The organism is Paracoccus sp. FO-3 (assembly GCF_006386455.1).
GTDB lineage: Bacteria > Pseudomonadota > Alphaproteobacteria > Rhodobacterales > Rhodobacteraceae > Paracoccus > Paracoccus versutus.
This window is the reverse complement of record NZ_VCBQ01000096.1, coordinates 1-18,616: the sequence shown is the minus strand read 5'-3', so window position 1 is coordinate 18,616 and position 18,616 is coordinate 1. Positions and strand designations below refer to the sequence as shown.

The window sequence follows — 18,616 nt, the reverse complement described above, 5'->3', positions numbered from 1 at the left end:
CGCCCCCGCGCCCGAGCCGGCACCCGAACCCGCGCCGCAGCCGGCCAGCTTCAACCGCCGGCCCATCGTGCCGGCCGGCCAGCCGCTGCCGCCGCAACCCTCGGCCAACGAGATCAGCCCCGAGGCGCTGGCCTCGGTCCGCGAGGTCGAGAAGCGCGCCCGCAAGCTGACACTGATGGAGCTGACCGAGCGCACCTGCAAATGGCCGATCGGCGACCCGGCGACCGACAAGTTCTGGTTCTGCGGCCTGCCCTCGATGCCCGGCAAGCCCTATTGCGAGGCGCATGTCGGCGTGGCCTTCCAGCCGATGAGCTCGCGCCGCGACCGTCGTCGCTGAGGTGCCCGATTTCCCCCGGCTCGCCGCGCTGGCCGTCACGCTGGACGGCTGCGGCGACGCGGCCCGCGCGCTGCTGGTGCGCCGCCGCAACCCGCCCGACGCCGGGCTCTGGGGCTTTCCCGGCGGCCATGTCGAGCCGGGCGAGACCGCGCTTGACGCCGCCGTGCGCGAGCTGGCCGAGGAAACCGGCGTCACCGGCCGGCCGCGTGCCTATCTGGACAATATCGACGTGATCGAGCGCGGCGCGGATGGCGCGCTGCGCTTTCACTTCCTGCTGGCGGCGGTGCTGTGCGACCATGTCGCGGGCGAGCCGGTGGCGGCGGACGATGCGCTGGACGCGCGCTGGGTGGCGGTGGGCGACATCCTGGCCGGCCGCCTGCCGCTCAGCGCCAGCGTGCCCGATGTCATCCGCAAGGCGCTGGCCTACCGGGACGCCTCCTGCTGACCCCGCGCGGCCCGGCCCGCGGCGAAAACCGTGCGAACCGCTGGCCTTCGCCGCCGGTGCTGGATAAAGAAGCGCCAGTGAACAACAGGACCGGATCATGGCGCGGCATCTCATCACCTCGGCGATCCCTTACATCAACGGGATCAAGCACCTCGGCAATCTCGTCGGCTCGCAGCTTCCGGCGGATCTCTATGCCCGCTACCTGCGGGGCCGCGACCACGAGGTGATGTTCATCTGCGCCACCGACGAACACGGCACCCCGGCCGAACTTGCCGCCGCCAAGGCCGGCAAGCCCGTCGCCGTCTATTGCGCCGAGATGCACGAGATCCAGGCGGAAATCGCGCGCAACTTCGGCCTGTCCTTCGACCATTTCGGCCGCTCGTCCTCGGAACGCAACCACGTGCTGACCCAGCATTTCGCCGGCAAGCTGGACGAGAACGGCTATATCGCCGAGGTCGAGGAGCGGCAGGTCTATTCCATCGACGACGGCCGCTTCCTGCCCGACCGCTATATCGAGGGCACCTGCCCCAACTGCGGCTATGACAAGGCCCGCGGCGACCAGTGCGAGAACTGCACCAAGCAGCTGGACCCGACCGACCTGATCGAGCCGCGCTCGGCCATTTCCGGCTCGACCAACCTGGAGGTGCGGGCGACCAAGCACCTCTACCTGCGCCAGCGCGCGCTGAAGGACCAGATCGCGACCTGGATCGACAGCAAGACCGACTGGCCGATCCTGACCACCTCGATCGCCAAGAAATGGCTGAACGACGGCGACGGCCTGCAGGACCGCGGCATCACCCGCGACCTCGACTGGGGCATCCCGGTGAAAAAGGGCGACAAGCCCTGGCCGGGGATGGAGGGCAAGGTCTTCTACGTCTGGTTCGACGCGCCCATCGAATACATCGCCGCCACCGCCGAGGGCGCCGACAAGCGCGGCCAGCCCGACAGCGCCTGGCGCCGCTGGTGGCGCCTGGACGAGGGCGCCGGGGACGTGACCTATACCCAGTTCATGGGCAAGGACAACGTGCCCTTCCACACCCTGTCCTTCCCGGCCACGATCATCGGCTCGGGCGAGCCCTGGAAGCTGGTCGATTACATCAAAAGCTTCAACTACCTGACCTATGACGGCGGCCAGTTCAGCACCTCGCAGGGGCGCGGCGTGTTCATGGACCAGGCGCTGTCGATCCTGCCCGCCGACTACTGGCGCTGGTGGCTTCTGTCCCACGCCCCCGAATCGGGCGACAGCGAGTTCACCTGGGAGAATTTCCAGCAGTCGGTGAACAAGGATCTGGCCGACGTGCTGGGCAATTTCGTCAGCCGCATCACCAAGTTCTGCCGCTCGAAATTCGGCGAGACCATCCCCGAAGGCGGCAGCTACGGCCCCGAGGAAGAGGCGCTGGTCGAGGCGCTGACCGCCCGCGTCCGCGCCTATGAAGGCTTCATGGACCATGTCGAGGTCCGCAAGTCGGCGGCCGAGCTGCGGACGATCTGGGTTCTGGGCAACGAATACCTGCAATCGGCGGCGCCCTGGTCGACCTTCAAGACCGACCCCGACCGCGCGGCGATGCAGGTGCGGCTGGGGCTGAACCTGATCCGGCTTTACGCGGTGCTGTCGGCGCCCTTCATCCCCTTTGCGGCCGATGCGATGCTGGCGGCGATGCGGACCCAGGACCGCACCTGGCCGGACGATGTCCGCGCCGCGCTCGAGGCCCTGCCCGCCGGCCACGCCTTCACCGTGCCCGAGGTGCTGTTCGCCAAGATCAGCGACGAAAGCCGCGACGAATGGCAGGACCGCTTCAAGGGCATCCGCGGCTGAAATCACCCCGACAGCCTGCGACAAAATGCCGTAGGCTTGTTGCATTCATGCCACAAACCTTTCCACGGGCGGGCTGACGTCTTGTCCCGTGGTATGGCGGCTAGTTAATCGCCCGCAGTTACCCAGGTCATGGCGATCCCCCTTGCCCTCTCGGCCCAGGCAAAAAACCGTTCCTGTTGTCGAGAGGTGACGATGCCGTCCTATCAAACGAACTCCCCTGCCCGCGTGTGCGATAACCGCAACATTCGCGCGGCCTTGCCCCCGACTGGACGGCTCGCCGGCCTGCTGATTGGCCTGACCGCACTCACCGCCCCCGCAATCGCGGTGGCACAGGCAGAGACCGAGGAAGTTGTTCTGGACACCGTGGTCCTCGTGACTTCGGCCTCGTCGATCGCGACCTCGATCCAGGATGCCCCCGCCTCCATCACCGTCATCGACCAAAGCGACATCCAGGCCAAGGGCGCGCGCGATCTCAAGGACGTGCTGCGTACCGTTCCCGGCCTTAACCTGACCCGAGGCAACGACGGCAATTCCCAGGTGTCGTTCCGCGGCCTGTCCTCCAGCCGCACGCTGACCCTGATCGACGGCAAGCGCATCAGCAGCCGCAACACCTTTGCGCGTCATTATCAGGGCGACCTCCAAATCGTGCCGCTGGATGCGATCGAGCGCATCGAGGTGGTGCGCGGCCCCATGTCCACCCTTTATGGTTCGGACGCGATGGGCGGCGTTATCAATATCATCACGAAGAAGGCGACCGATACCTGGTCGGGCTCGCTGACCACCGATTTCGCTTTCGCGGACGAAAACAGCACCGCCGACAGCCGCTCGGTCACGGGCTTCATTTCGGGTCCGCTGGGCCAAAACCTCAACCTCTCGGCCTGGGGGAAGCTGGCGGAAATCGAAGCGCCGGACGAGCCTTATGGATATTCCGTAGGTCGCGACAACGTGCTTACTCCGCTTTATACTTCAAACGGAACCCGTACGAAAACACTTGGCGCACGGCTGACGTGGCTTCCGCAAGAAGGAGTGGAATGGGGCGCAGAAACCCAAGCTTCGGTTGACAACTACCTGGGCGATGCGGGAGCACATGACACCAACAAGGTAACCAAGAAAAGCATCGGCCTGACCAACGAATGGCAGCTGGGCCAAGGACATCTTTCCAGCTACCTTCGCTACGAAACATCGGGCAACGAGTCCTGGAACTCGACGAGCGGGTCGTGGAACGACGCTATTGATTATGACACGACCATCCTGGAAAGCCGCTATACCTCGCAGACCAGCCTGACTGGCCGGCAACTCGACTATACCATCGGCGGTCTGGTTGCACATGAAAAGCTGAGCGACCCGCAGACATCGGCTTCTTTGATCGAAGGCTCGGTCAATACTGCGGCGCTTTATGCCGAAGCCCGTCTGCAAGCGACCAACGCACTTAGCCTGACCACCGGCATGCGCGTGGACCATCACGAGCGCTTTGGCACCCATATCACGCCGCGCATCTATGCAAATTACGATTTTGGTAACGGGCTGATGCTGAAAGGTGGCTATTCACAGGCTTTCGTTGCCCCAGACCTCCGCAACCTGAATCCCAATTATGAAATGGGTTCGAACGGAAATGGCTGCAAACCCTATCGCGGGCCTTGCACGATCATCGGCAACCCCAACCTTCAGCCCGAAACCTCGGACAACTTCGAGATCGGGCTGAATTATCAGGGCGAGCGCAGCAGCTGGGAAATCACGGCCTTCTACAACGACGTGGAAGACATGATCAGCGCCCGCAGAATCCGCGCAGACGATCCCAATGATCCGACCGACAGAGCTCTGTTTCAGCGCGACAACTTCGACTACGGCAAGACCGCCGGGGTCGAGTTCGGCCTAGATTACGACATTACCAACGACCTGACCTGGATCACTTCGGGCACCTATATCGCCAAGTCCGAGTTCAAATATGGCGATTTCGACACGGCCTATCCAATGGCCACCACGCCTAAGTGGAACATCACCACGGGCCTGGCCTGGCAGGCGAACGACCGCCTCAATCTGTCGGGTGAAGTGACCTATGTCGGCAAGCAAGCTGGTTATGTCGTCGAGGAAGGTCTTGTGGTCGGCTCGGGCGAGCAGGCTTCGGTCCCGGCAGGCCAGAACAGCAAGGCCTATTATCTGGTCAACGTGGCTGCGGCCTATGACCTCAACGATATGGCCACGCTGAATGTCGGCATCGACAACCTGTTCAATGACCAACCCGAAACGGACGTGTCCTATCGCGAAAACGGACGTCTGTTCACGCTGGGCATCACCACTCGCTTCTGATCCGATAGACTGCACAAAAACCCAAGGCCGCCCCGGAAAGGGCGGCCTTTTCTTTCCGACGATATGGAACCTTGGGCCGTGGCAACGCATGATGCCTCTGCAACCCAGCCTAGCGGAGAGAAGCATGACCCATTGCATCCTGATCGGCGCCCCGGTGGACGAGGGGCAGCGGCGGCCCGGCTGCCTGATGGGCCCGGCCGCCTATCGCGTAGCGGGGCTGGCCTCGACGCTTGCCGAGCTGGGCCATACGGTCGAGGATCGCGGCGACCTTTTTCCCGCCGCCGGCCGCGGCCAGACCTGCGCCAATCCCGCCGTGCATCACCTGCCCGAGATCGTCGCCTGGACCGAGGCGCTGCGCGCCGCCGGCTGCGCCGCGATGGAAGAGGGGATGCCGATCTTCCTGGGCGGCGACCACGCGCTGGCCCTTGGCACGCTCGCCGGGGTGGCGGCCCATGCCCGCGCGGCGGGGAGGCCGCAATTCGTGCTGTGGCTGGACGCGCATAGCGATTTCCATACCATCGAGACCACGGGCTCGGGCAACCTGCACGGCACGCCGCTGGCCTATGCCTCGGGGCGGCCGGGATTCGAACCCTTCCCCGCCTTTCCCGCGCCGATCCCAGGCCGCAACATCTGCATGTTCGGCATCCGCAGCGTGGACGGCCCCGAGCTGGCCGCGCTGCGCGAGACCGAGATCGTCGTGAACGACATGCGCGTGCTGGACGAACGCGGCATCATTGCGCCCCTGCGCGAATTCCTGGACCGGGTCCGGGCCGAAAACGGCATGCTGCATGTCAGCCTGGACGTGGATTTCCTCGACCCCTCGATCGCGCCGGCCGTTGGCACCACCGTCCCCGGCGGCGCCACCTTCCGCGAGGCGCATCTGGTCTGCGAACTGCTGCACGAAAGCGGGCTGATGACCTCGCTCGACCTGGTCGAGTTGAACCCGTTCCTGGACGAGCGCGGCCGCACCGCCAAGCTGATGGTGGACCTGGTCGGCTCGCTGATGGGGCGCAAGGTCTTCGACCGGCCGACCCGCAGCTTCTGAGCCCGCAACCTGCGGCCCCCGCCGCGCCCCCGCCGCGACGGAGGCTTGCCAATCCCCCGCCCGCCCGCTAGCCAATTCCCCGGCGCGGGCGTGGCGGAATGGTAGACGCATGGGACTTAAACTCCCTGGGGCGCAAGCCTGTGCGGGTTCGAGTCCCGCCGCCCGCACCATATTCCCGCATATCCTTCCCCCCATGGTCCGGCAGCCTATAACCTGATCCGCACCACCAATCCCTTCCGGCCCCTGCCGGTGGCATATCCTTTGCCAGCACCAGCCGCCGCCTGGCCCTCGAAAAGGGGCAAGGAAAAGCGCACCGGTTCGCCTTTCCCTGCCGCCCGAAAGGCCCTTACCACCACGCTCGGGCCTGTCCGGGGGTGCCGCTTGCACCGCATGCCATCCCTACCCCGGCGGCCCTTTCGCGGCAAACGCCAACCGCGCGCGATTTTAAACAAATCGCCTTGGTTCCCCCGCCCGGCTCGGCTAGGTTCGCGCCGGAATCCGAACCCAGGAGAACATGATGGCACAGCGCCTCCACCTCGTTTTCGGTGGTGAACTTGTCGATCCCACCCGCACCGAGTTCCGCGACACCAGGGACATCCATATCGTCGGCATCTTCCCGGACTACGCCCAGGCCCATGCCGCCTGGAAGGCCGAGGCGCAACGCACCGTAGACAGCGCCCATACCCGCTATTTCATCGCCCACCTGCACCGGCTGCGCGACGAAGAGCGCGAGGTCAGCCCGACCGAGGAACTGGGCAGCTAGGCCCCCGCGAATCGCGATGCTTCCCGCCGATGCAACCGCGTCCCTGGCGCTTTGGCTGCACCTGCGCCGCCGCGCGGCGCTGGCCGGCGGCCCGGTCGAACTCCCCGAGGCCCCGCCGGGCGAGGGGCCGCTGGTCATGGTGCATCTGGCGGAACAGGCCGAAGAGCCGCCGCAGCCGGGCGCGCTGGTCAGGGCGCTGCTGGCCCGGCGGCCGGGGCTGCGCTTCGCCTTCCTCGGCGCGCCCTTGGCCCCGGACACCCTGCCTGCCGGGCTGCGCGCCGTGACCCTGCCCCGGCCGCAGGATCCGGCCGCGGTGCGCGAGGTGATCCGGGCGCTGCAGCCGCGGGCGCTGCTGGTCCTGGGCGACCAGCTTCCGGCCGCGCTGATCTCGGGCGCGGCCGAGCAGAACCTGCCGGTCATCCTGTGCGAGGCGCGGCTCGTGGCCCATGCCCGGCGCGGATCGTGGCGCGGCGCGGTCAATCGCGGGCTGATGGGCAAGATCGCCCGCATCCTCGCCCCCGACCCGACCGCCGCCGCCGCCGCCCGGCAATTGGGCGCCCCGCCCGGCCGGATCGAGCTGACCGGCCCGATCACCGAGACACGGCCGCCCTTGGCCGCCAACGAGGCAGAGCGGCGCGCACTGGCCCAGATCCTGGCCGGCCGCCACATCTGGCTGGCGGCCTGTCCCACGCTGCCCGAGGCGAAGGCGGCGCTGGCCGCGCACCAGGCCGCGCTGCACCACAACCACCGCGCCTTGCTGATCCTGGCCGGGCTGCCGGCCGAGACGATCCCCCAGGTCCGGGCCGAGGTCGAGGCGCTTGGCCTGGCCGCCGTGCTGCGCTCGGACGACGAAGACCCCTCGCCCGACGATCACGTGCTGATCGCCGAGGACACGCAGGAGATGGGCCTGTGGTATCGGCTGGCGCCGGTCTGCTTCATGGGCGGCACGCTTCTGCCCGGTCCGGGCCTGGCGCCGCGCCACCCGTTCGAGCCGGCGGCGCTTGGCTCGGCCATCATCCACGGCCCGCTTACCGAGGCGCATGGCCCGGAATGGACGCAGCTCGACGGGGCCTCGGCCGCGCGGCTGGTGACCGAGGCGGCCGGGCTGACGCGCGCGGTCGCAGATCTCTCGGCGCCGGATCAGGCGGCGATGCTGGCCGGCAACGCCTGGTCGGTCAGCACCGGCGGCGCCGCCGTCCTGGGCCGCATCGCCGATACCGTCCTCGAGGCCATGGAGAACCCGCAATGAGCCGCCGCGCCCCCGATTTCTGGTTCCGGCCGCCGGGGCTCAAGGCGCGGCTGCTGGCGCCGCTGGGCGCGCTTTACGCCGCGGCCACCGCCCGCCGCCTGGCGCGGGGGCCACGCACGCGGCCGGGGGTGCCGGTGATCTGCATCGGCAACCTGAACGCCGGCGGCACCGGCAAGACGCCCACCGCCATCATGCTGGCCCAGCTCTTGCAGGACCGCGGCGTTGCCGTGCATGTGGTCTCGCGCGGCTATGGCGGCAGCGAAAAGGGACCGCTGCGGGTCGAGGAATCGGGCCACAAGGCGGCCGAGGTCGGCGACGAGCCGCTGCTGATGGCCGCCTTCGCCCCGGTCTGGGTCGCGGACGACCGGCAGGCGGGCGCAAGGGCGGCGGTCGAGGCCGGGGCGCAGGCGATCCTGCTCGACGACGGCTTCCAGGACCCGGCGCTGGCCCATGACCTGGCGCTGGTGGTGGTCGATGCGGCCAAGGGCTTCGGCAACGGGCTTTGCCTGCCCGCGGGGCCGCTGCGCGAGCCGGTGGAACGCGGCCTCGCCCGCGCCGACCTGCTGCTTTCGATCGGCGAGGCCCCGGCCCAGGCGCAATTCGCCGCGGCCTGGGGGACGCATCTGTCCCTGCCGCACCTGACCGGCCGGCTTGCGCCCCTGCAGACCGGCATGGACTGGCAGGGCCAGCGCGTGCTGGCCTTTGCCGGCATCGGCCATCCCGAGAAATTCTTCGCCACCTTGCGCGACTTGGGCGCCGAGGTGGCCCGCGCCGAGGCGCTGGAGGACCACCAGCCCTTCACGCCGCAGCTGCTGACCCGGCTGGAAACCGAATCGCGGCTGATCGGCGCGCAGCTGGTAACGACGGAAAAGGACGCGGTGCGGCTGCCGCGCAGCTTCCGGCCCAAGGTGCTGGCCCTGCCGGTGCGGCTGCAACTGGACGACCCGGCGCCGCTTGCCGACCGGCTGGCCGCGCTGGGATTGTGAAAGGCCCCGAAACGGGTCAGGGGCCTTCCGCTTTCTCCGTTCTCCAAATACTCCCGCGGCCGCGCCGCCCGGAGATCGCTCAGCCTTTCTCGGCCAGCTTGGCGTCGATGATCTTCTTCAGCTCTTCCCAGGGCTGGTTCTGCACCTTTTCGCCGGCGATGATGAAGGTCGGCGTGCCCTCGACCTGGTCGGCGGTGGCATGGGTCTGGAAGGTGGTGACCAGGTCCGCGACCTTCTGCTTGTCGTTCCAGCAGGCATCCATCTGCTCGGTCGTCATCCCGGCCTTGGCGCCGATCTTGCGCAGGTTCGCCGCGATCTCGTCGCCCGATTTCGCGTTCAGCCAGTTCTTCTGGTCGTCGAAGATCAGGTCCGAGACGGCATAGTATTTCTCGTCCCCGCCGCAGCGGGCAAGGATGCCGGCCCAAAGCCCGACCGCATCGAAATAGACGTCGCGCTGGATGAAGCGCACCTTGCCGGTATCGACATATTCCGCCTTCAGCCTGGGCAGGTTCTCGTCATGAAAGACCGCGCAATGGCTGCAGGTGAAGCTGGCATATTCGATGATCGTGACCGGGGCGTCGGCCTGGCCCAGCGCGATGTCGGGCAGAACCTTGCCCTCGGGCGCCGGCTCGGCGGCATTCTCGGCGGGTTTCGCCTCTTGCGCCATCGCGGGCAGCGCGGAAAGGGTCAGCGCGGCCGTGGCGGCGGCGATCAGGGAGCGGCGAAGCAGCATCATGGATTGGCCTTTCGGTCGTTGGCGTCCCGGCGGGACAGGATGTTCAGCGCCAGCCGCCGCATGGCGGCGGACAGCGCGGGATTGTCGAAGCCCGAGGCGATGGCCTCGGCCTGGGCGAGGTCTTGCGGACCCGGCGCAGCCGCGCGGCGCGGCGCGGCAAGGAACGCGGCCTGCCCCTCGGCAAAGCCTTCCGCGCCTTGGGCATCGGCCCCTTCGGCAAAGCCGACGGGCGCGGTCTGGGTCAGCACGATGCGCGAGACGGCGTTGAAGCCGTAGCAGGCGTTCACCCGCGCGCGGATCTGTTCCAGCTGCATGCCGATCAGCGGCGCCTGCGCCCCCGGCACCAGCAGCGTCAGCGTGGCGCCCATGGACTTGCCATGGCTGATCCTGACCGGGCGGGTATGGGCGGCAAGCTCGGGGCCGACCACCTCGGGCCAATGGGTCAGCAGCCGGGTCGCGGCAAAGCCCCGGCCCTCGCCCACCACCTTGACCCGATGCGCGACCAGCTGGGCCGCGGCCTCGAAGCCGCGCATCCGGCGGCGGGGCTGGGTTTCGGGTTTCTTCTGGGCCATCGGGCGACCATATGGTTTATCTGGCGCGCAGTCTGGACCGCGGCGCGCCCGGATACCAGAGAGACGAGGCTGAAAATTGCGTGACCCCAGGGTGATCCCGACCGAGCTGCTGGCATGGTACGACCGCCACGCCCGCGTGCTGCCATGGCGCATGCCGCCAGGCGGCGGCGGGGCCGACCCCTATCGCGTCTGGCTGTCCGAGGTCATGCTGCAACAGACCACCGTCGCCGCGGTAAAGTCCTATTTCCAGCGGTTCACCAGCCTCTGGCCCACGGTCCACGACCTTGCCGCGGCCGAGGATGCGCAGGTCATGGCGGAATGGGCCGGGCTTGGCTATTACGCCCGCGCCCGCAACCTGGTCGCCTGCGCCCGCGCGGTCGCGGCCATGGGCGGATTCCCCGATACGCGCGAGGGGCTGGCGGCCCTGCCCGGCATCGGCGCCTATACTTCGGCCGCCATCGCCGCCATCGCCTTCGACCGCCCCGAGACGGTGGTGGACGGCAATGTCGAGCGCGTGGTCGCACGGCTTTTCGCGGTCGAAACCCCGCTGCCCGCCGCCAAGCCGGAACTGGTCGCGCTGGCCACCCGCCTGACCCCGCCCCGGCGGCCGGGCGATTTCGCCCAGGCCATGATGGACCTGGGCGCGACCATCTGCACGCCCCGCAGCCCGGCCTGCGGCATCTGCCCGATCATCCCCCATTGCGCGGCCCGCGCGCAGGGCATCGCCGCGGACCTGCCGCGCAAGGCGCCGAAGAAGGCCAAGCCCCTGCGCCGCGGCATCGTATGGATCGGCTTTGCCGAGGGCGCGGTCCTGGTCGAGACCCGGCCGGACAAGGGCCTGCTGGGCGGCACGCTGGCCTTTCCCTCGACGGGCTGGGACGGCTCGGACCTGCCGCCCCCGGCGCCCGCGGACTGGCAGGAGATCGGGCTCGTCCGCCATGTCTTCACCCATTTCGCGCTGGACCTGACGGTGATGTCCGCCCCCTTGACCGCGGCGCCGCAGCGCGGCAGTCTGGCACCGTTCAGCGAGTTCAGACCTTCCGCCCTGCCAGGGCTGATGCGCAAGGCCTGGGCGCTTGCCCGCCCCGAAACCGCAACCGGGTCTGCGACAACCGGTCGCCGTGGCAAGCCATGGCGAAACCCGCCACAGTCCCCCGCGTGACACGCATTTCTCCCGGCTGCTCAAGCCCCGTATCAAGACCGATTATTTCGTTGCCCCCATGCAAACCGCTTTTCGTTCCCGTCTGATCGACGCCCTGCCCTTCTGGCTTTCGCTGGGCATGGTTCCCCTTTTCCTCATCGCCGCATATTTCGGCGGCTGGTGGTTCCTGCTGATGCCGCTCTACGCCTGGTATCTGATGACCATGTTGGACGCGATCCTGGGCCTGAACGAGGAAAATCCCGACACCGAAACACCCGAGGCGCAGCTGTTCTGGTATCGCGCCATCACCGTGATCTGGTTCCCGATCCAGGCGGCGATGATCTTCGGCGCGATCTGGTATTCCGCCCGCAGCGGCCTGACCGGCTGGGAAAGGCTCGGCCTGTTCTTCGGCATCGGCGTGGCCTCGGGCACCATCGGCATCGTCTATTCCCATGAATTGCTGCACCAGAAGAACTGGCTGGAGCGCTGGATGGGCGACCTGCTTCTGGCCTCGACGCTTTATTCGCATTTCCGCACCGAGCACCTGCTGGTGCATCATTCCTGGGTGGCTACGCCGCGCGACGCGGTTTCGGCCCGCTACAACGAAGGGTTCTTCCGCTTCTTCCTGCGCGTGCTGGCCGAATGCCCGAAAAGCGCCTGGCAGGCCGAGGCGCGGCGGCTGACCCGTGCCGGCCGGTCGAAATTCGACCGCCGCAACCCGTTCTGGCGCTATGGCGCGCTGCAACTGGCGATGCTGGCCCTGGCGGCGGCGCTTGGCGGCTGGCAGGGGATCTTGCTGTTCCTCTGGCAGGCCTTCGTCGCCGTCTGGCAGCTGGAACTGACCAATTACGTCGAACATTACGGGCTGACCCGCAAGCATCTGGGCGAGGGCCGCTATGAACATGTGCTGCCGCGCCACAGCTGGAACAGCGCGCACACGGCGACGAACTGGCTGCTCATCAACCTGCAACGCCATTCCGACCATCACTACAAGCCCGACCGCCGCTTTCCGCTGCTGCAAAACTATAGCGAGGAAGAGGCGCCGCAATTGCCGATGGGCTATCCGGCCATGACCTTCCTGGCCATGGTCCCGCCCCTGTGGCGGCGGCGGATGAACCCCCGCGTCCGGGCCTGGCGGCGGCAATTCTATCCCGAGATCATCGATTGGCAGCCCTATAACCGCGGCAAGCTGCCGATGCCGCGCGGCGCGCTCTAGCGCCGCCGGCGCAGGCCGCCCCGCCGGTTCCGGCAAAGCTGAAAAGGCCCCGCCCGGCGGCATGCCGCAGGACGGGGCAAGGCGGTCCCGGCCGCACCAGAGCTTGCGGAGCCTCGGGACTTGGCGAAAGCGGAAAACTCAGTGGGCGCGGCCTTCCTCGGCCTCCATCTCGGCGCGGATCTGCTGGCGCAGGATGTCGATGGGCACCATCCGCCCCTCGCGCCGGAAATGCCAATAGGTCCAGCCGTTGCAACTGGGCGCCCCTTCCAGCGCCGCGCCGACCTGGTGGATCGAGCCCTTCACGTCATTGCCGATCAGGCTGCCATCGGCGCGCACCTTGGCCTTGTGGCGGTTGTTGAGCGAATAAAGCTCCTCGCCCGGCCGCAGCATCCCGCGCTCGACCACCTGGCCGAAGGGCACGCGCGGCTCGGCGCGCTTGGGCTTGATGGTGGCGATGGCCTCGCTGTCGAACTTGCGGATGCGGGCAAGGCGCTTTTCGGCCACCTCGCGATAGGCCTGCTCGCGCTCGATGCCGATGAAGTCGCGGCCCAGCATCTTGGCCACGGCGCCGGTGGTGCCGGTGCCGAAGAACGGGTCCAGCACCACGTCGCCGGGGTTCGTGGACCCGACCAGGATGCGGTGCAGCAGCGCCTCGGGCTTCTGGGTCGGATGCGCCTTGGCGCCCTCCGCGTCCTTCAGCCGCTCGCCGCCGGTGCAGATCGGCAGCACCCAGTCGGAACGCATCTGCACGCCCTCGTTCAGCGACTTCAGCGCCTCGTAGTTGAAGGTGTATTTCGCGCCCTCGGACTTGCTGGCCCAGATCATCGTCTCATGCGCATTGGTCAGCCGCTTGCCGCGGAAATTCGGCATCGGGTTGGCCTTGCGCCAGACCACGTCGTTCAGGATCCAGAAGCCCTGGTTCTGCAATTCGGCCCCGACGCGGAAGATGTTGTGATACGAGCCGATGACCCAGATCGCCCCGTCGGGCTTGAGGATACGCCGCGCCGCCGCCAGCCAGTCGCGGGTAAAGCGGTCATAGGCGGCGAAACCGGAAAACTGGTCCCAATGGTCGTCCACCGCATCGACGCGGGAATTGTCCGGCCGGTGCAGCTCGCCCTTCAGCTGCAGGTTATAGGGCGGGTCGGCAAAGATCAGGTCGACGCTGGCCTCGGGCAGCGCGTTCATGATCTCGATGCAATCGCCGGCGAGAATCTGGTTAAGCGGAAGCGTTCGCGCCGCAGCGCGGGATTTGGTGTCAAGCTTGGTCATCACTGCCTCGGGTTTCGGCTATTGGTTTGCCGATTTGCTGGGGCCGATAATGAGTCACAGCCGATTCGCCGTCAAATTCTTTTTCGAATCAACAGCTTGCAGTTTCTTCTTTACACAATATCTTGTGGACCGGGGCAAAGCTGCGCCTATGATATGGGGTCACGCCCAGATCTAGCAGCGCCTGGCGATGCGCCGGGGTCGGATAACCGGCATTCGCCTCCCAGCCGTATCCGGGATGCTGTTGCGCCAAATCCACCATGATGCGATCGCGCAACAGTTTGGCCAGGATCGAGGCCGCCGCGATCGACAGGCAACGCGCATCGCCGCCGACCACGGCCTGCCCCGGCAGGTCCAGCTCGCGCGGCAGCATGTTGCCGTCGACCAGCACCAGGCAGGGCCGCCGGCGCAGCCCGGCGATGGCCCGGCACATCGCCAGGTGCGAGGCGCGCAGGATGTTCAGCCGGTCGATCTCCTCGACGCTGGCATGGCCGACGGCCCAGTCGCAGCGCGCCATGATCAGCTCGGCCAGCACTTCGCGGCGCTTCGCCGTCAGCTTCTTGGAATCGTTGAGCCCCTCGGGAATGCAGGCGACATCCAGGATCACCGCCGCCGCCGTCACCGGCCCCGCCAGGGGTCCGCGCCCGACCTCGTCGACGCCGGCGACGAACCGCGCGCCCTCGCGCAGCGCGGCCTCCTCCAGGGCATAGTCGGGCAGGCTCATGCCTCGACGGTGACGGGGGCGATCGCGACCTCCTCCAGGTTCACCCCCCCGCCCTCGCGATCCACGACCAGAAAATCGGCCGGCCGGTCCAGCGGCGTCAGCACGCCGTGCCAGACCCCGGCGCGCAGATTCACCCCCATGCCCGCCGGCACCAGGAAGGCGATGGGCGCACCCGGCCGCCCGCCCTCGTCCGGGGCGACGATCGACAGCCAGGGATCGGGCCCCAGCGGCACGAAGGCCTGCGAGCCCAAGGGATGCCGCTCCAGCAGCGCGCAGTCATAGGGCAGGCTCACCGGCTCGGACCGGAAGATCGAGATGATCGCCTCACCCCCGCCGCGCTCGACCGTGGCCAGCGCGTGATGGCGCTCGCAGCGACCGGCGTTGATCATCTTGCTGGGTGCCTCGCGCGGGGTCAGCAACTCGCCGAAAGGGGCGAACTCATCGGCCGTGATCGGCCTTGCCTTGATCGTCGTCATGTTTCTTTCGTGCCCAAATATCCCGGGGGTCCGGGGGCAGCGCCCCCGGCCCGAACTCTACAACCGCCCCATCCGCGGCAGGAAGATGGTCAGCAGGCCCATCAGCGGCAGATAGGAACAGACCTGATAGACGAATTCGATCCCCCTGGCATCGGCGATCACCCCCAGCACCGCCGCGGCGATCCCGCCCATGCCAAAGGCGAAGCCGAAGAAGATGCCGGCGATCATCCCGGTCCGCCCCGGCACCAGCTCCTGGGCAAAGACCACGATGGCCGGAAAGGCCGAGGCCAGGATCACCCCGATCACCACGGTCAGAAGCCCGGTCGCGACCAGCCCGACATGCGGCAGCACCAGGGTAAAGGGCAGGATGCCCAGGATCGAGAACCAGATCACCTTCAAGGGCCCGACCCGGTCGCCGACCAGCCCGCCCAGCATGACGCCCGCCGCCATCCCGCCCAGGAACAGGAACAGCATCACCTGCGCATGCTGGGTGCTGAGCCCGAATTTCTCGATCAGGAAGAAGGTGTAATAGCTGGAAATGCTGGCGGTATAGATGTTCTTGGTGAATGTCAGCAGCGCCAGCACCACGATGGCCAGCGCCACCCGCTGGCGGGTGAATGGCAGGGCCTCGGCGGGACGCGCCGAGGCGGCCTTGCGCCGCCCGTCGGCCCAAGTGCCGATCCGCCACAGGATCGCCGATCCCGCCATGGCCGCGATCGAGAAGATCGCGACCGAGGGCCGGCCCAGCGGCACCACGATGAAGGCCGCCAGCAGCGGCCCCAGCGCCGCCCCGAAATTGCCGCCCAGCTGGAACAGCGACTGCGCCGTGCCGAATCGCCCGCCCGAGGCGATGCGGGCCACGCGCGAGCTTTCGGGATGGAACACCGCCGAGCCGATGCCGATCAGCATCGCCCCCGACAGGAGCACCCAATATTCATGCGCCAGCGCCAGCAGCAGCACCCCGACGAAGGTCGAGCCCATGCCGACGGCCAGCGAACGCGGCATCGGGTTGCGGTCCGTGACCATGCCCACCACCGGCTGCAAAAGCGAGGCCGTGACCTGGAAGGCAAAGGTCATCATGCCGATCTGCCAATAGGACAGCGCGAATTCCTCGCGCAGCAGCGGATAGATCGCGGCCAGCATGGACTGCATGATGTCGTTGATCATGTGGCACAGGCTGATCGCGACCAGAACCGTCCAGGCCGTGGCGGAAACGCCCTGGCCGCGGAACATCGAAGCTTCCGACACGGCAACACCTCTTGAGAATCGCCCGATTTGTCCCGTCCGGCCGGCAAAATGTCAACCGTGGCAGGCGGAACACGGCCGGCCGGCGCGATTGTCCTTGACCCTCACGGGAATTTGCTCTCAAAAACTAAACCAATAAGTTTACTTAAGCCTCTGGTCGGGCGAGACATGTGGCACGGCCTTGTTGCAGCCTCGGTGCCGCGAACCGTTTGATCCAGACGTATCGAGTTCTGCCGCCCCCTCGACGCAAAGACATATTCCAGAGATGATTGAACTTCCCCGCCACCTTGCCCAGGCACTTTCGGCCGAACAACAAGAGCGCAAGCGTCGGAACATGACCTGGCAGGCCGTCCAGGAAGAGGTTCTGACCCGGATCCACGACGGCCATTGGCCCGAGGGCGAACTGATCCCGACCGAGGCCGAGCTGGCGACCGAATTCGGCTGCGCCCGCGCCACCGTGAACCGCGCCCTGCAGACCCTGGCGCAAAGCGGCGTCCTGGAGCGCCGGCGCAAGGTCGGCACCCGCGTGGCGCAGCACCCGCGCGTGCAGATGGTGCGCTTCCTGCTGCGGCGCGAGATCGAGGCGGCGGGCAAGGCTTATGGCTATGCGCTGCTGGACTACCAGGAATGCCCGCCCCCGGCCGATGTGGCGCAGGCCATGCTGCTGCGCACCGACGACAGCCTCTTGCGCATCAAGGCCCGGTTCAGCGCCGACGAGGCGCCCTATTGCTGCGAGGAACGCTGGATCAACAGCTACGCCACCCCCGGCCTGACCCGCGAGGCGCTGTTGCAGATGAGCCCCTGCGAATGGCTGCTGGGCCATGTGCCGATCAACCGCGCCAGCATGGCGATCGGGGCCACGCTGGCCGGCTCGGGCTTCGTGGCCGAGGCGCTGGGACTGGCGCCGGGCGATCCGGTCCTGGTCACCGAACGGATCGACTGGCTGAACAACATGCCGGTTTCGCTGACGCGGCGCTATTTCCCGCAACACCACCGCTTCGCCGCCACGATCTGAGCCGGGCGTTCAACCCGAGTTGACCGGCTCTTGCTTGCCTTGCGCGGCACATTTGGCCAAATGTGCCCGACAAAAGCAAAAGACCACAGGCAAACAGAACGGTTCCGAGCATGTTCCCGACCCGACCCCGCACGGGCCTTTTTCCGCATCTCGCGCTGGCCGCGGCCGCCCTTGTGCTGCCGCTTTCCGCCGGCTGGGCGCAGACGGCAGCGCCCGCCTCCGGCACCTCGGCGCAGGTCGCGGCGCCCAAGCCCAGGGCCCTGGCCTCGATCACACCGGCCGAGATCGAGGCGGCCGTCTATGACGGCACCGACCTGCCCGCGGGCCAATCCGCGCTGACCGCCAAGGTGCAGATCCTGCTGGACCGCGCCGGCATCTCGCCCGGCGTGGTGGACGGCTGGCGCGGCGGCATGAGCGAAAGCGCCATCATGGCCTTCCAGCGCCGCTCGGGCCTGCCGATGACGGGGCGCATGGATCACGCGGTCTGGGATCTGCTCCAGGGCTATGCCGCCGCGCCGCTGACCATGGCCTATACCATCACCGAAGAGGACGCGACCGGCCTGGTGGACCGCATCCCCTCGGATTATGCCGAAAAGGCGGCGATGAGTTCGCAGGGCTATACCAGCGTGCTGGAAAAGCTGGCCGAACGCTTCCACATGGACGAGAAGTTCCTGGCCAAGCTGAACCCCGGCGCCCGCTTCCAGCCCGGCGAGACGATCCATGCCACCGTGCCCGCCAAGCCGATCCGCGCCAGCGTCACCCGCATCATCGTGGACAAGGAAACCCGCCGCGTCGCCGCCTATGACGCCAAGGGCAACATGGTCGCGGACTACCCGGCCACCGTCGGCTCGGCCGACACGCCCTCGCCCCATGGCAACCACGTGGTCGATGCGGTGGCGCTGAACCCGACCTATACCTACAACCCGCACCGCAACTTCAAGCAGGGCGAGAACGACCGGGTGCTGATCATCCCGCCGGGGCCGAACGCGCCGGTCGGCAATGTCTGGATCGACCTGTCCGAGCCGACCTATGGCATCCACGGAACCGCGACCCCGTCGCAGCTGTTCCTGAACCAGTCGCATGGCTGCGTGCGGCTGACCAACTGGGACGCATGGGAGCTGGCGCATATGGTCAAGCCCAAGGTGACGACGGTCGAATTCCTGCCCCCCGGCGTGCGGATCGCCGATGTGACCGGGATCTCGCCCGTGGCGGCGGCGACGCAGACGGCGGCGGTCGCGGCCATCGCCAGCACCCGCCCGCCGGCCCGCGGCGACCGG

18 protein-coding genes and 1 tRNA gene are annotated in these 18,616 nt (G+C 67.6%); 13 read left to right on the top strand and 6 right to left on the bottom strand.

The genetic code is table 11. The features are described 5' to 3' along the window. The 9 genes from FE811_RS20855 to lpxK form a co-directional block, all read left to right on the top strand. A partial coding sequence (locus FE811_RS20855; protein WP_305034196.1) for a GcrA family cell cycle regulator occupies nt 1-337 on the top strand: 337 nt, incomplete at its 5' end. Between the two features lies 1 nt (nt 338). Further along, nucleotides 339-782: an NUDIX hydrolase gene (locus tag FE811_RS20850; protein WP_116222194.1), complete on the top strand. Its 444-nt coding sequence runs from the start codon at nt 339-341 to the stop codon at nt 780-782. Between the two features lie 97 nt (nt 783-879). Continuing rightward, on the top strand, nt 880-2,598 hold the full coding sequence (metG, locus tag FE811_RS20845) for a methionine--tRNA ligase (RefSeq protein ID WP_116222193.1): 1,719 nt from the start codon (nt 880-882) through the stop codon (nt 2,596-2,598). 192 nt (nt 2,599-2,790) lie between these two features. Next, nucleotides 2,791-4,905: a TonB-dependent receptor domain-containing protein gene (locus tag FE811_RS20840; RefSeq protein ID WP_116222192.1), complete on the top strand. Its 2,115-nt coding sequence runs from the start codon at nt 2,791-2,793 to the stop codon at nt 4,903-4,905. 124 nt (nt 4,906-5,029) lie between these two features. Next, nucleotides 5,030-5,950, top strand: coding sequence for an arginase (rocF, locus tag FE811_RS20835; protein ID WP_036760757.1), 921 nt, complete (start codon nt 5,030-5,032; stop codon nt 5,948-5,950). 84 nt (nt 5,951-6,034) lie between these two features. After that, nucleotides 6,035-6,120, top strand: a tRNA-Leu gene (locus FE811_RS20830). Between the two features lie 347 nt (nt 6,121-6,467). Continuing rightward, on the top strand, nt 6,468-6,713 hold the full coding sequence (locus FE811_RS20825; RefSeq protein WP_036760816.1) for a DUF4170 domain-containing protein: 246 nt from the start codon (nt 6,468-6,470) through the stop codon (nt 6,711-6,713). A 16-nt stretch (nt 6,714-6,729) separates the two neighbouring features. Further along, a complete protein-coding gene (locus FE811_RS20820; RefSeq protein WP_116222191.1) occupies nt 6,730-7,962 on the top strand; it encodes a 3-deoxy-D-manno-octulosonic acid transferase in 1,233 nt (410 codons plus the stop codon). Then, nucleotides 7,959-8,948 (top strand): tetraacyldisaccharide 4'-kinase, encoded by a 990-nt coding sequence (gene lpxK / locus FE811_RS20815; RefSeq protein WP_116222190.1) that lies wholly within the window; start codon nt 7,959-7,961, stop codon nt 8,946-8,948. The genes FE811_RS20820 and lpxK overlap by 4 nt, the downstream gene beginning before the upstream one ends. 79 nt (nt 8,949-9,027) lie before the next feature. Here the strand turns inward: lpxK and FE811_RS20810 are convergent, their stop codons facing one another. Continuing rightward, a complete protein-coding gene (locus tag FE811_RS20810; RefSeq protein ID WP_116222189.1) occupies nt 9,028-9,684 on the bottom strand; it encodes a DsbA family protein in 657 nt (218 codons plus the stop codon). Beyond that, nucleotides 9,681-10,256 (bottom strand): DUF721 domain-containing protein, encoded by a 576-nt coding sequence (locus FE811_RS20805; RefSeq protein WP_244295197.1) that lies wholly within the window; start codon nt 10,254-10,256, stop codon nt 9,681-9,683. The genes FE811_RS20810 and FE811_RS20805 overlap by 4 nt, the downstream gene beginning before the upstream one ends. A gap of 151 nt (nt 10,257-10,407) precedes the next feature. Here FE811_RS20805 and FE811_RS20800 point away from each other — a divergent pair, with 151 nt between their 5' ends. Both FE811_RS20800 and FE811_RS20795 read left to right on the top strand, forming a co-directional pair. Then, nucleotides 10,408-11,418 (top strand): A/G-specific adenine glycosylase, encoded by a 1,011-nt coding sequence (locus tag FE811_RS20800; RefSeq protein WP_116222448.1) that lies wholly within the window; start codon nt 10,408-10,410, stop codon nt 11,416-11,418. A 58-nt stretch (nt 11,419-11,476) separates the two neighbouring features. After that, nucleotides 11,477-12,613 carry an alkane 1-monooxygenase gene (locus FE811_RS20795; protein WP_140848605.1) on the top strand — a complete coding sequence of 379 codons (1,137 nt, stop codon included), beginning with the start codon at nt 11,477-11,479 and terminating at the stop codon, nt 12,611-12,613. Between the two features lie 138 nt (nt 12,614-12,751). Here FE811_RS20795 and FE811_RS20790 read toward each other — a convergent pair whose 3' ends face one another. From FE811_RS20790 to FE811_RS20775, 4 genes are all read right to left on the bottom strand, one after another. Continuing rightward, nucleotides 12,752-13,882: a site-specific DNA-methyltransferase gene (locus FE811_RS20790; RefSeq protein ID WP_072463664.1), complete on the bottom strand. Its 1,131-nt coding sequence runs from the start codon at nt 13,880-13,882 to the stop codon at nt 12,752-12,754. A gap of 88 nt (nt 13,883-13,970) precedes the next feature. Next, nucleotides 13,971-14,603, bottom strand: coding sequence for a ribonuclease HII (locus FE811_RS20785; RefSeq protein WP_072463663.1), 633 nt, complete (start codon nt 14,601-14,603; stop codon nt 13,971-13,973). Further along, entirely contained in the window at nt 14,600-15,079 is a 480-nt protein-coding gene (locus FE811_RS20780) for an ureidoglycolate lyase (RefSeq protein WP_036760810.1), read from the bottom strand. The genes FE811_RS20785 and FE811_RS20780 overlap by 4 nt, the downstream gene beginning before the upstream one ends. Nucleotides 15,080-15,136: 57 nt before the next feature. Further along, entirely contained in the window at nt 15,137-16,312 is a 1,176-nt protein-coding gene (locus tag FE811_RS20775; protein ID WP_072463661.1) for an MFS transporter, read from the bottom strand. 277 nt (nt 16,313-16,589) lie between these two features. Between FE811_RS20775 and FE811_RS20770 the strand changes: the two genes are divergently transcribed. Continuing rightward, nucleotides 16,590-17,339, top strand: coding sequence for a GntR family transcriptional regulator (locus FE811_RS20770; RefSeq protein WP_072463660.1), 750 nt, complete (start codon nt 16,590-16,592; stop codon nt 17,337-17,339). A 110-nt stretch (nt 17,340-17,449) separates the two neighbouring features. Next, the coding region (locus tag FE811_RS20765; protein WP_140848603.1) for a L,D-transpeptidase at nt 17,450-18,616 on the top strand (1,167 nt) is incomplete at its 3' end.

Coding starts and splice junctions, on each gene's coding strand:
- metG (WP_116222193.1), top strand. CDS start 880: ATGGCGCGGCATCTCATCACCTCGGCGATCCCTTACATCAACGGGATC.
- FE811_RS20840 (WP_116222192.1), top strand. CDS start 2,791: ATGCCGTCCTATCAAACGAACTCCCCTGCCCGCGTGTGCGATAACCGC.
- rocF (WP_036760757.1), top strand. CDS start 5,030: ATGACCCATTGCATCCTGATCGGCGCCCCGGTGGACGAGGGGCAGCGG.
- FE811_RS20825 (WP_036760816.1), top strand. CDS start 6,468: ATGGCACAGCGCCTCCACCTCGTTTTCGGTGGTGAACTTGTCGATCCC.
- FE811_RS20820 (WP_116222191.1), top strand. CDS start 6,730: ATGCTTCCCGCCGATGCAACCGCGTCCCTGGCGCTTTGGCTGCACCTG.
- lpxK (WP_116222190.1), top strand. CDS start 7,959: ATGAGCCGCCGCGCCCCCGATTTCTGGTTCCGGCCGCCGGGGCTCAAG.
- FE811_RS20810 (WP_116222189.1), bottom strand. CDS start 9,684: ATGATGCTGCTTCGCCGCTCCCTGATCGCCGCCGCCACGGCCGCGCTG.
- FE811_RS20805 (WP_244295197.1), bottom strand. CDS start 10,256: ATGGCCCAGAAGAAACCCGAAACCCAGCCCCGCCGCCGGATGCGCGGC.
- FE811_RS20800 (WP_116222448.1), top strand. CDS start 10,408: ATGCCGCCAGGCGGCGGCGGGGCCGACCCCTATCGCGTCTGGCTGTCC.
- FE811_RS20795 (WP_140848605.1), top strand. CDS start 11,477: ATGCAAACCGCTTTTCGTTCCCGTCTGATCGACGCCCTGCCCTTCTGG.
- FE811_RS20790 (WP_072463664.1), bottom strand. CDS start 13,882: ATGACCAAGCTTGACACCAAATCCCGCGCTGCGGCGCGAACGCTTCCG.
- FE811_RS20785 (WP_072463663.1), bottom strand. CDS start 14,603: ATGAGCCTGCCCGACTATGCCCTGGAGGAGGCCGCGCTGCGCGAGGGC.
- FE811_RS20780 (WP_036760810.1), bottom strand. CDS start 15,079: ATGACGACGATCAAGGCAAGGCCGATCACGGCCGATGAGTTCGCCCCT.
- FE811_RS20775 (WP_072463661.1), bottom strand. CDS start 16,312: ATGTTCCGCGGCCAGGGCGTTTCCGCCACGGCCTGGACGGTTCTGGTC.
- FE811_RS20770 (WP_072463660.1), top strand. CDS start 16,590: ATGATTGAACTTCCCCGCCACCTTGCCCAGGCACTTTCGGCCGAACAA.